The organism is Specibacter sp. NPDC078709 (assembly GCF_040686795.1).
Classification (GTDB): domain Bacteria; phylum Actinomycetota; class Actinomycetes; order Actinomycetales; family Micrococcaceae; genus Specibacter.
This window is the reverse complement of sequence record NZ_JBFBLU010000019.1, coordinates 1-11,269: the sequence shown is the minus strand read 5'-3', so window position 1 is coordinate 11,269 and position 11,269 is coordinate 1. Positions and strand designations below refer to the sequence as shown.

At 59.7% G+C, this 11,269-nt stretch carries 9 protein-coding genes and 1 tRNA gene; 2 read left to right on the top strand and 8 right to left on the bottom strand.

Annotated features, from left to right (window positions below; all coding sequences use genetic code 11):
• The 4 genes from AB0P14_RS17895 to AB0P14_RS17880 form a co-directional block, all read right to left on the bottom strand.
• A partial coding sequence (locus AB0P14_RS17895; protein ID WP_363845525.1) for an MFS transporter occupies positions 1–668 on the bottom strand: 668 nt, incomplete at its 3' end.
• 188 nt (positions 669–856) lie between these two features.
• Positions 857–1,651 (bottom strand): IclR family transcriptional regulator, encoded by a 795-nt coding sequence (locus tag AB0P14_RS17890; protein WP_363845522.1) that lies wholly within the window; start codon positions 1,649–1,651, stop codon positions 857–859.
• A gap of 712 nt (positions 1,652–2,363) precedes the next feature.
• The gene (locus tag AB0P14_RS17885; RefSeq protein WP_363845519.1) at positions 2,364–2,564 is read right to left on the bottom strand and encodes a hypothetical protein; all 201 of its coding nucleotides are present in this window, start codon (positions 2,562–2,564) and stop codon (positions 2,364–2,366) included.
• A 430-nt stretch (positions 2,565–2,994) separates the two neighbouring features.
• Complete coding sequence (locus AB0P14_RS17880; RefSeq protein ID WP_363845516.1) at positions 2,995–3,891, bottom strand: exonuclease domain-containing protein; 897 nt, start codon at positions 3,889–3,891, stop codon at positions 2,995–2,997.
• An 817-nt stretch (positions 3,892–4,708) separates the two neighbouring features.
• On the opposite strand from AB0P14_RS17880, the gene AB0P14_RS17875 reads away from it, so the two are divergent.
• Positions 4,709–5,752, top strand: coding sequence for an alpha/beta hydrolase (locus tag AB0P14_RS17875; RefSeq protein WP_363845513.1), 1,044 nt, complete (start codon positions 4,709–4,711; stop codon positions 5,750–5,752).
• Between the two features lie 235 nt (positions 5,753–5,987).
• On the opposite strand, the gene AB0P14_RS17870 is transcribed toward AB0P14_RS17875, so the two are convergent.
• The 4 genes from AB0P14_RS17870 to AB0P14_RS17855 all read right to left on the bottom strand — a co-directional run bounded on the left by AB0P14_RS17870 (position 5,988) and on the right by AB0P14_RS17855 (position 8,029).
• Positions 5,988–6,063 (bottom strand) — tRNA-Val (locus tag AB0P14_RS17870).
• A gap of 77 nt (positions 6,064–6,140) precedes the next feature.
• The gene (locus AB0P14_RS17865; RefSeq protein ID WP_363845511.1) at positions 6,141–7,085 is read right to left on the bottom strand and encodes an NAD-dependent protein deacetylase; all 945 of its coding nucleotides are present in this window, start codon (positions 7,083–7,085) and stop codon (positions 6,141–6,143) included.
• Between the two features lie 2 nt (positions 7,086–7,087).
• Positions 7,088–7,567: a peroxiredoxin gene (locus tag AB0P14_RS17860; RefSeq protein WP_363845508.1), complete on the bottom strand. Its 480-nt coding sequence runs from the start codon at positions 7,565–7,567 to the stop codon at positions 7,088–7,090.
• Between the two features lie 42 nt (positions 7,568–7,609).
• Positions 7,610–8,029, bottom strand: a complete 420-nt coding sequence (locus AB0P14_RS17855; RefSeq protein ID WP_363845505.1) for a DUF3052 domain-containing protein — start codon at positions 8,027–8,029, stop codon at positions 7,610–7,612.
• 334 nt (positions 8,030–8,363) lie between these two features.
• On the opposite strand from AB0P14_RS17855, the gene aceE reads away from it, so the two are divergent.
• Positions 8,364–11,105 (top strand): pyruvate dehydrogenase (acetyl-transferring), homodimeric type, encoded by a 2,742-nt coding sequence (aceE, locus tag AB0P14_RS17850; RefSeq protein WP_363845502.1) that lies wholly within the window; start codon positions 8,364–8,366, stop codon positions 11,103–11,105.
• Positions 11,106–11,269: the final 164 nt, after the last annotated feature.

Genomic DNA, 11,269 nt, shown 5'->3' with positions numbered 1-11,269 from the left:
AACAGCCTCGGCCTTGAACTCCGGACTGAACTTACGACGATTAGACATGAAACAGATTCTCCTAAACCCTGTCCCAAATCACCATACGGGCGCAGGATGCTGGCCAGGAACGGCACACGCCACAGCCAGCCTTCAAGCACTTCGGGGTTGGCCATGCCAAGGAGCGCAAAGGTTCCCGCACCCAGCAGTGTACCGACCTGGATGCCGACGAACGGCAGGGCGGCGAAGAAGCCGCGGCGTTTGCGCGGAGCAACTTCGGAGATGAGCGTGGTGGCGCCAGCCTGTTCAGCACCGGCGCCCAGGCCCTGCAGGATGCGCATGAGCACCAACAGCACGGCCCCCACCATGCCTGCCTGCTCATAGGTGGGTAGCAGGCCGATGGCGAAGGATGCGCCACCCATGAGGGCGATGGTCAGCAAGAGTACCTGCTTGCGGCCGAAGCGGTCGCCGATGTAGCCGAATACCAGGCCGCCGAAGGGTCGCGCCGCAAAGCCGACGCCGTAGGTGGCGAAGGATGCAATCAAGGCGCCGGTGTCGCCCAGTGGAGCGAAGAAGAGGGGGCCGAAGATCAGGGCCGAGGCAAGGCCGTAAATGTAGAAATCATAGTACTCGAGCGCCGAACCAACGGAGCTGGCGAGGGTGGCCCGGCGGAGCTGGTCCGGATCCACCTTCTCGTCGACTGTCGAGGCGGCGTCGTGTGCTGGGCGTAGCGGTTGTGTAGTCACTGAATCTCCCTTGAAACTTACCGAACCACCATTGGTTCAGGCAGGCGACAACGACCCTAAGGTCGATCACTATGTTGAACAGCGTACAACATGTTGAACGGTAGGCCAAGAGGAAAATGTTATGTGGCTCACTAGCCCATGGGATTGCCCAACATCTTGGACAGCTCCACGAGCTCCTGGACCATGGCCGAGCGCTGCACATCGGAGAACGTGGCCTGCAACGCCGTCACTGATACGCCAAGACTGGGGCCGTGCGAGCCACGGGTAGGAACGGCCACGCCAAGGCTCACCACACCCAAGGTGGACTCCTCATCCTCAAAGGCATAACCCTGGGCACGGATGGCTGCGATCTCAGCCTTGAGCTCTGCACCGGTCCGCAGTGACTTGGGTGTCAGAACAGGCAGCGCAGACTCGTCGGGGTAAAGCCTGTCCAGGTCATGGTCATGCAGCTTGGCAATCAGCGCCTTCCCCACCGCGCACAAGGAGACGGGCATTTTGTCCCCAATGTTTGAGGTCAGCCGCACGGCAGGATGTCCTTCATAACGGGCCAAGTAAATGACATTCTCACCGTCGAGCATGGCAATACGTACCGTCTCGCCCTTGAGCAGGGGGGCGGCTTCGCAAAAGCGGTAAAACTCCCTGACCTCGTCGCGGCGGCTCAGGTAGGCGGCCCCGAGCTCCACCAATTTCACACCCAGGGCGTAGTCGGAACCAACGCGGGTGATGAGCTCGGCATCCTCAAGCGCCTGCAACAAGTTGGATGTGGAGGATTTGGGGATGCCCAGCTCGCGGGCAAGATCACTGAGCGTCAACCGGCCCGTGACCGACTGTGCCAAGGCGTCAAGCACTGCGGAAGCGCGGGTCACGGCAGGGGCAGGAGATCCATGGCCTCGCACTTCACTGTTCCTGCTGGGTATGGCCTGAATTTCGCTCACGTAGTTATCCTCGACGCTGAAGGTTCCCGGGAGAGCCCGGAGCGGTGCTCTACCGCTCACTTACAGTACATTGAAGTGGACAGTTTTCATCATACTGTTCAGGCAAAGAGGTAGAACGTCCACTCTTGTGTTTTTTCCGGCATGCCGGTATATTCGTTTGCAGACCTTCCACTGTGGCGTCCCCCAATAGCCACAGTGGAAGGTCCTCCACGTTAACTCTGCATTCTCAGGGGTTAGTGGGTTAGCAGCCAAAATGTGCGTACCGTCCGGGCGTGTCAGTGGCTTCCACGATCGCCATCTTCGAGTCGCCATATCTGGCCCCGAGAATGCGATTAAACGGGCCATATCTGGGGACTCGAGTACAGGGGCTAGCGGCCAAAATTCGAGATCCGGGTTAGCAGTCAAAATGTGTGTACCGTCCGGGCGTGTCAGTGGCTTCTGCTTGGAAACAGCAGATGATGCGCTGAACCTGTTCGAGGCTGCAGAAGACGCGACAAATTCGCGATTTTCATCGCATCATCTGCGTTTTCAACTCAGCGCGTTTAGTCCACTCGATGGCGGTTAACGCCGTCGCAAACTCCGATCAGAAACGATCTGGAAATTCTGCGTGTCAGTTTGCATCCCATCGAAACAAGCGTTATATTTTTAGTACTGGTTCCCCACCACAGCGTCCCCCAATAGCTGTGGCGGGGAACCTTTCACGTTAACCATCCCCCATGCGCCACGTCCCACCATGATGGTCACGTTCAAGGTCCATGGTGACAAGTTCGTTGCGCTGATTGCGCCCCCATCGCGCCTGCACCCGCCAAACCTGCACATCCACACGCCCCTGCCCCTCGGGCATCCGCTGTACTTGGTTCCACCATGGCGTGCGTTCATACCAGCGCAGGGGTTCGGCATCCACCGTCCACACCCTGCCATTGCGCCGCACCGTCACAGGCCCCCTCACTCGTGGTTTCCACCAACACTTGTTCCGCAAGTTCAATCATGGGAAGGACGCTATGGAGTGGGTGTGACATTCTGGCAGCCTCTCGCCTCAGACGGTGCCAGCCTGTCTCAGACGACGAAAGGACGGCGTTCGCGAAAACGGCGGGCTCCGGGCTAACACCCGCCGTTTCCGCAAACGCCGTCCTTTTGTGACTGTCCATCTTGTGCACGCCAAGTGCGACGGCGGCCCCAAGCGGGAGCGCCACATTTACGCCGTGAATGTCAGCTTTGGCAACGCCCAGCGCTGGCACGCCGCGCGCACAGGCTTGTCACTCGCGCACAGGCTCACCTCCGGCACTCCGTACGCCGCCCAGACGCGTTGCTCCGCCTACACATGGCGCTCCGTGTTATTTGAATGCCATGAGGCGCAGGAACTGCACTTCATTGATGACCATGATTTCCTGGCCGGCAGCCGCAAGCTCCTGCGCCCTCTTGATCTTGGCGCTGGGACGGGCAACAGCAGCTCCGTCGGCGCTGACCACCAGGGTGACCTTCTTCGTGGTGCCGTTGGCGATGGTTGCGCCCTTGGCTGCGGCAGCGTTCTGGGCCTCCGCACGTGGCATGGCCACCAGGTCACCACTAAAAACAATGGTCTGCCCATAAAGCGGCCCATAGGGGTTGGCCTGCATGTTGGCCTGCGGCAGGTCCGCCAGCTTGCGTGTGTAGCCCGCTGAATAATAGTTGGGCAGGGTTGATTTCGCTGTGGCAGGCCATAGGGCGGCAAGGTTCGATGCGCCATTGCGTTTGGCGAGTTCAATCGCGATGAGCGCGCTGGCACGCGCGTCGTCTCCGGCGTCGTGGTGGTTGAAGGCGGGAAGTTCCAGGGCACCGACCACGTCAGACAACGTGTAGTGGCCCAGCTCAAGGTGCGTCCTGGCCAACTGCAGGGTGCAATGAAAGTCCGCTGCCGGGGCCGGGAGCCCGCACGCCTCGTTCGCCTTGGAAATCACGGATTTCTCAAAGCTGACATTGTGGCCAACCAGCGCATCACTGCCGATGAAGTCCATCATCGGTCCGTGGATGCGGCGCCAGTCGGGCATGTTGCGCACTTGGGCTGCGGTGATGCCGTGGATGCCAACGTTAACAGGGTGGAAGTCGTCGTAGCCAGGCAGCGGCTTCATGAGCCAGGAAACCTGTTCAACCACGACGCCGGCGCGCACCTTTGTCATGCCGACGGCACAAGCGGAGGCCCGGAAGTTGTTGGCGGTTTCAAAGTCGATTGCGGTGAACGAGATGTCCTGCATGCACTCCCCTATTAAGCGTGTGGTCCAGACAATCCTAGTGTCTGCCAAGGCAAGGAACCCCGCTGTTCTTCACCGTGACGGTGTTGAATGGCGGGGTTCTTCTTTGGTGGGCCTCCGTAGGTGCTTCTCAATCCCTTTTGAGTGCCTCGAATTGTGCTGAACTGCCCTCCGGTTACGCAGACGGTGTGCCTGTGCGTGAGTTGGAGGCGAGCTTCAAGATTCACCGTGCAACGGCGTGCGTGATCGCACGTCGAGCAGGTCATGCAGTTTTCCTGGGGTGGGGTTGGCGTGCTCGTCGCCTGGTGGGTGCACCTGACCTCCTCAAGGTGAGGGGCTCGTCAAGGTGTCGGGCTCGTCGAGGTGTCGGGCAGGGGTGCGTTGTGGTCATTCGCTGCCATTGCGGACACCCCTGATGGGGGTAGCTATTACCAGTCGCGCACGGTACACCGGGGGCGACTGTCCACGACAACCCCCGCACCCAAAAAGAACTGCGCCTGATTGTTGTCCGGTACGGATCTCGCGCCAATTTGGCGTGCGGAACCATGCCGGACCCGCGTAATCACGGCAGCAACATCGATTGCCACTTGTTCGTCATATCGCGGCGCGTGGCCATCCCAAGTTCCTTGCTCACTCTGCCAGGTACCCCGAAATTTCACGCGGATATTTCTTCGTGAGGCAAGCGTGAGAGTTCCCGGACTTTTTAGATGAGTCTCGTGCTGGGTCTGTTGAGTCTCGTCGCGGTGGGCTGTAAATTTTCGTCCATGAGCGTACGATGACGAGGTAGTGGTCTCTACATTGGAGGCTTCCGCTGTCACGGATGACATTTACTGAACATGGTGAGGCGGTTGCTCCCCGACGAACGGGACTTGCCATGTCGATGCAGCGACGATACCTCCACAAACTTTACGCGGCGTGCCTCGCTGGCCTGTTGAGTTCTGCCTTGCTGAGTTCATGTGCGCCGCCCCAAGCTGACGCGCCGACGTCTCCCGAGCCGGCCAACCCAAGTACAGAGGTGGCGGGCCTCTTCAATGTCGGTAATGGTCGGCAAATGTATCTCGAATGCCGGGGAACGGGGTCCCCAACTGTCGTGCTGGTCTCGGGGCAAAGAGCGTCCGCTCAGGACTGGATGGAGGTCGCCGACGGTGTCGATGGGCCAGCCGTGTTCGAAGATGTCCAGCAGCACACTCGGGTGTGCGCCTTCGACCGTCCAGGAACTCCTGTCGGAGAAAGCTTCAGCCGAAGCGACCCCGCACCAATGCCGACGAACGCCCGCGCGGCCGTCGATGACCTGCATGCGCTCCTCGCCGCAGCGGGAGAAAGCGAGCAGTTCGTGCTCGTCGCGCACTCGATCGGTGGACTCGTAGCGCGCCTATATGCCTCAACCCACCCCGATCAGGTGCTCGGGCTCGTGCTCGTGGACGCCACCTCGATCGAGATGCAGGATGCGTACAGCCCTGAGGACTGGGCGATTCAACTTGCGCTTATCAATGGTGACACCAGCGAGATGCTCGTGGAGTACCCTGATATCGAACGATTCGATATCCAGGCTAGCTTCGATCAGGTTCGGCAAGCTCCGCCGATGCAGCCCATGCCGCTTACCGTCATCTCTGCAGACCACCCATGGGGGCCGCTCGTCGAGGAGTCCGTCGCGGCCGGCGGACAACCGCCTGAGGTGCCTGCTGACTTTGGGTACAAACTCGACGCAGTTTTAGTCAAGTCGCGGGCAGCAGTTGCCGCGCTCCTACCGGATACCGTGATTATCGGCGACACCGACAGCGGTCACATCGTGCACCAGGAACAACCGCGCATCGTCGCTGACGCTATCGTGGATCTCATCGAACGTGTTCGCGCTAAGGGATAGCATCCACTCGGAATCTATTCTGTGGCTGCATGACCTTGGCCGCACTCGAGTCCCCAGATATGGCCCGTTTAATCGCATTTTCGGGGCCAGACATGGCGACTCGAAGATGGCGATCGTGGAACCCACTGACACGCCCGGACTGTACACACATTTTGGCCGCTAACCAAGGATCGATGCAGACAACAAAATGCCCGCTATACCTTGCCAGATTGGCAGGGAATAACGGGCATTTCCTTGGTGGGTCCTACCGGGATCGAACCGATGACATCCACGGTGTAAACGTGGCGCTCTACCAGCTGAGCTAAAGACCCATTCACCGTTCAGACTTTCAAGCTTTGCGCTTGTTGGCCTGACCAACGAGAAACTACTTTACACGACGTTTTACCGTTTACGCCAATCGAGCCCCCAGTAGCCGTGTGAGATGGCTCATAGTCTCCCCTACGCCAAGCTCCAGCTTTACTGTTGCCAGCGAATCCCCACGGGTTTCACCCCTGTTGATGATGATGACGGGTTTGCCATCCTTGGCAGCTTTCTTGGCGAATCGCAGGCCCGAGAGGACCGTCAGGGAAGAACCGGCAACCACTAACGCCTCTGCGGCATCGACCATGCTGAAGGCCCGCGCCACTCTATCCTTGGGAACATTTTCACCGAAGAAGACAAAGTCCGGTTTGAGCAGCCCACCACATAGTGGGCATTTGGCTACGTTGAACTCTGCAATGAGCTGCTCACTGGCCAGATCGGCGTCCGCATCTGGCGCCGCAGAAACCCCACCCGCAGCTTCGACGGCATCCAAAAATCCGGGGTTGAGCTCCTTGAGAATGATGGCCAGAAAAGACCGTGAATAGCTTGTGCCACAATCGGTGCACAGCACCTGATCGAAGCGACCGTGGAGGTCCACCACGTTTTCGGCCCCGGCAGCTTCGTGAAGCCGGTCCACATTTTGGGTCACAATGCCGCTTAGCAGCCCAGCGCGTTCCAGCGCTGCAGCGGCAAGATGCCCGGTGTTGGGGGTGGCTGAGCGCATTTTCGCCCAGCCCACGTGGTTCCTGGCCCAATACCGGCGTCGGAGCTGGGGATCCCCCATAAACTCTTGGTACGTCAGTGGATTTCGGGGCGGCGCGGCCGGCCCGCGATAGTCAGGAATACCGGAATCGGTGCTGATGCCGGCACCGGTGAGCAGAGCGAACGGTTTGTTACTCAGCATTGCGGCAACACCGTCCAAGGCGCTCATATCAGCACGGCTCAACGGGGTCGCGTTACTCTCGCGCGCTCTACCGTCCACCGACTCCTGCACAAACCCAGTTTGGCCAATGCCCGGGCGCACACTATCCATCGTTACAACCGTTCCAGGGACGCTCGATACCGAGCCAAAGGACGGGCTTCTCCCGTGGAAGTGCTGAATATATCGGCGATAATTCCGTCGGCGGTGACCAAAAAACTGCTTCTCCCCGCCATGCCTCGAGCAGCATCAAACACGCCGTACTCCTGCGCCACCTTGCCGTGCGGCCAAAAATCAGCCAGCAGGTCAAAGGTGTAGCCCTGCGCTGCCGCGTAGGCCCGAAGTGTGTATTTCGTGTCGATCGAGACGGCCAGCAGGCGCACTCCGGCGTCATCAAAGTCGCCCAGGCTTTCCTGCAACGCAGCTAATTCCCCTGTGCAAATACCGGAGAACGCAAAGGGATAGAACACCACCATGACAGCGGCGCCACGCAACCCAGCCAGCGAAACTGGCTCCCCAAACTGGTTGGGTAAACAAAACTCAGGGGCAATGTCCCCGAGCTTCACTCCTAGGTGCCCGACGCCGTCGTCCATCATGGAGAATCCTGTCTGAACTCGCCTCGTGACAGTGACACGGACCTACTGGCGTTTGCGCGGAGCAAGCCGCGTTGCCGCCCAGTCCGTGGACACGCCAGCGGTGGTGGTGACATGGAGGCCAGCGGTGGGGGCAGCTTCCTGAATGTCCGACGGCGGGACGTAACCATCGCGGCCTTGCTTCGGTGTCAGAATCCACACCACCCCGCCTTCATCCAAGGTGGTCAACGAGTCGACAAGGGCGTCCACGAGATCGCCGTCGTCCTCTCGCCACCAGAAGATGACTGAATCTACGACGTCATGATCCTGCTCATCAAACATTTCCGACCCAATGAGGGTCTCAATGCTGTCACGTAGGTCAAAATCAACGTCGTCGTCGTATCCGAGCTCCTGGATGAGATCGCCATCCTTGAACCCTAAACTGCCTGCCACCTTGGCAACAGTGCCGGCGTCGGCCTCACTCACGTTATTTCCTCCTGCGGTCAACGCTTGCGCGCTGGATTGTTGGTCATTGAACCCCAGTCTAGGGGGTGAGCCCACCTTGCCTCCACTTAACGTGTTGCTGGCGGCTACCGAACTCACCCCCCTTGGGGAATGTTGTGATTTACCTTACCTACTTTGTTCAGGGTTTGTTCACGGTTCCCCACATTGGGCGCACCGACGACACAGGCAAGTGCGCCGAAGCAACTTCATGCAAGAGCCACAGCTACGCACAAGCGCTTCCTCCGGTCTACAGTGTTAGAACACGCCCATGGCCACAGCTTTGGGCGCCCCACACTGCTTTTAAGAGAGGTTGGACGTGGCTGCAGGAGACGAAAGCTCCCATATCCTCAGCGGGTTGACAAACCAGCTGCCTGATCGCGATCCGGAAGAGACAGCCGAATGGCTTGAGTCCCTGGATACGTTGATTCAGGAACGGGGCACTGAACGTGCCCAGTTCATCATGCGTAGCCTGCTGCAGCGGGCCGGCGCGCAGAGCGTCGGCGTGCCTATGGTCACGACCACCGACTACGTGAACACCATCCCAGTCGATCAGGAACCTGAGTTCCCCGGCAACGAAGAGATCGAGCGTAAATACCGCGCATGGCTGCGCTGGAATGCCGCGATCTTGGTGCACCGTGCACAGCATCCTGACATTGGCGTCGGTGGACATATCTCCACCTATGCCGGTGCGGCAACCCTGTACGAAGTGGGCTTCAACCACTTCTTCCGCGGCAAGGACCATGCTGGCGGCGGTGACCAGGTCTTCTTCCAGGGCCACGCCTCCCCCGGCATGTACGCACGCGCGTTCCTAGAAGGTCGCCTCAGCGAGGAGGACTTGGACGGATTCCGTCAGGAAAAGTCCAAGGAAGGGCACGCCCTGTCCTCCTACCCGCACCCGCGCCTCATGCCGGAGTTCTGGGAATTCCCCACGGTTTCCATGGGCATTGGCCCCATGAACGCCATCTACCAGGCGCAGTCCAACCGCTACCTGCACAACCGCGGCATCAAGGACACCTCCGACCAGCACGTCTGGGCCTTCTTGGGCGATGGCGAAATGGACGAGCCCGAATCACGCGGCCTGCTCCAGCTTGCCGCCAACGACAAGCTGGACAACCTGACCTTCGTGATCAACTGCAACCTGCAGCGCCTCGACGGTCCGGTGCGTGGTAACGGCAAGATCGTTCAGGAACTCGAAGCGTTCTTCCGCGGTGCCGGCTGGAACGTCATCAAGGTCCTCTGGGGCCGCGAGTGGGATGACCTGCTCGAGCGTGACACCGACGGTTCACTCGTGGACGTCATGAACACCACGCGCGACGGCGATTACCAGACTTACAAGGCCGAGTCCGGCGGATTTGTGCGCGAGCACTTCTTCGGCCAGACGCCGCAGACCAAGGAACTCGCCGCTCACCTGAGCGACGATCAGGTCTGGAACCTCAAGCGCGGTGGCCACGATTACCACAAGGTTTACGCCGCCTATAAGGCAGCCATGGACTTCAAGGGCAAGCCGACAGTCATCTTGGCCCACACGGTCAAGGGCTATGGCCTGGGCACACACTTCGAGGCGCGTAACTCTACGCACCAGATGAAGAAGCTGACCTTGCAGGACTTGAAGGACTTCCGGACGCACCTGCGCCTGCCCATCTCTGATGAGGTTTTGGAAGCCGATCCGTACCGTCCGCCGTACTACCACCCGGGTATGGACACACCGGAGATCCAGTACATGATGGATCGCCGTCGCGAATTGGGCGGCTCTGTTCCGCAGCGTCGCAGCAAACACACCGAGCTGACCCTGCCGGGCGAGAAGACCTACGAGGTCGCTAACCGCGGTTCCGGCAAGCAGCAGGCAGCTACCACCATGGCGTTTGTGCGTTTGCTCAAGGATTTGATGCGAGACAAGGAAATCGGGCAGCGCATTGTCCCGATCATCCCGGATGAGGCACGTACCTTCGGTATTGACGCCTTCTTCCCGACCGCGAAGATCTACAACCCCAACGGTCAGAACTACTTGTCCGTGGACCGCGATCTGGTGCTGGCCTACAAGGAGTCCATCTCCGGACAAATTGTGCACGCAGGCATCAACGAGGCCGGTTCCGTAGCTGCGTTCACCGCAGCCGGAACCGCCTACGCAACCCATGGCGAACCGTTGATCCCGATCTACGTGTTCTACTCCATGTTCGGTTTCCAGCGCACCGGCGACAGCTTCTGGGCCGCCGGTGACCAGATGACCCGTGGCTTCATCATTGGCGCCACGGCCGGCCGCACAACCTTGACCGGTGAGGGCCTGCAGCACGCTGACGGTCACTCCCCGCTCCTGGCCTCCACCAACCCTGCCGTGGTCACCTATGACCCCGCGTACGGTTACGAAATTGGCGCCATTATCAAGTCAGGTCTGGAGCGCATGTACGGGCCGGATTCTACGGATCCTAACGTCATGTACTACATCACTGTCTACAACGAGCCGATTGTGCAACCCAAGGCTCCGGAGAACATGGACGTCGAAGGCATCGTCAAGGGCCTCTACCTGCTCAAGAAGAGCGAGCACGAGGGACCGCGCACGCAGTTGCTGGCTTCTGGTGTCTCTGTGCCGTGGGCTTTGGAAGCTGCGCAGATCCTCGCTGACGAGTGGGGTGTGGCCGCCGATGTTTGGTCCGTCACCTCATGGAACGAGCTGCGCCGCGACGCAGTTGCCGCCGAAGAGGACGCGTTCCTGCACCCGGAAAATGAGCCTCGTGTCCCGTACATCACCGCCAAGATGGCAGACGCACACGGTCCGGTCATTGCCGTGACCGATTACATGAAGGCTGTGCCGGATCAGGTTCGTCAGTTCCTGCCCAACGACTTCGCCACCTTGGGCGCCGATGGATTCGGGTTCTCCGATACCCGCGCCGCGGCCCGCCGCTTCTTCAAGATCGACAGCCACTCAGTGGTTGTTCGCACCTTGCAGATGTTGGCCAAGGACGGCAAGGTCGACGCCGACGCACCCCGTCAGGCGATCGCCAAGTACGATCTGCTCAACGTCAATGCCGGCACCACCGGTAACGCTGGCGGCGAAGGCTAGTCCTGATCTAACTAGGACTGACCCTGGGCTAATACTCGCGCTACTTTACGGTAGTTGAGTTGCTGCATGAAGGGCGGTTGGTGTTGCTGTAGAGGTTCTACAGCAACACCAACCGCCCTTCTAGCGTTAACCCGTAGCTACCATGGCTTTAGGGCGTTTGCTTA